At 60.9% G+C, this 511-nt stretch carries 1 protein-coding gene; it reads right to left on the reverse strand.

The window, feature by feature from the left end; genetic code table 11:
* A partial coding sequence (locus tag IVA75_RS40375; protein WP_247291443.1) for a PAS domain S-box protein occupies positions 1–511 on the reverse strand: 511 nt, incomplete at both ends.

Raw genomic sequence — 511 nt, forward strand, 5'->3', positions numbered from 1 at the left:
AACGCGCACGCCATAAAGGAAGCGGCCTGCCGAATCCCGCACCGACGAGCTGAATATATCGAGATAACGCACGGATCCATCGGGCCGCAATGCCCGCTTACGGGTGGTGTAGTTCTCGATGTCGCCGCGGACCTGCCGCACGTACAGTTCGGCATCCTCCGCCTGGTCGTCGGGATCGGTGTAGTCGAAGAAGGTCATTCCGAGCAATTCGTCGCGCGAGCGTCCCGTGATGCGGCAGAGGGAATCATTCACCCGCAAGAAGCGCCCGCTCTGATCAGTCTCAGCAATGCCGACGCTGGCGGCCTCATAAGTTGCTGCGAGCCTGGCTTCACTAGCGTTCCGTGCCTCTTCGGCAATACGGAGTTCGGTGACATCCGTGGTGAAGCAGCGCGTGTTGACGAACTTGCCCTGAACAATGCGGCTGTTCGACGTAATCAGCACATGCTTGATGGAGCCGTCACGCGCCCGCAGCCGCGCGGGATAACGATCGAGCGGCTCGCCGCATGAAAGG

This window comes from Bradyrhizobium sp. 134 (assembly GCF_023074155.1).
GTDB lineage: Bacteria > Pseudomonadota > Alphaproteobacteria > Rhizobiales > Xanthobacteraceae > Bradyrhizobium.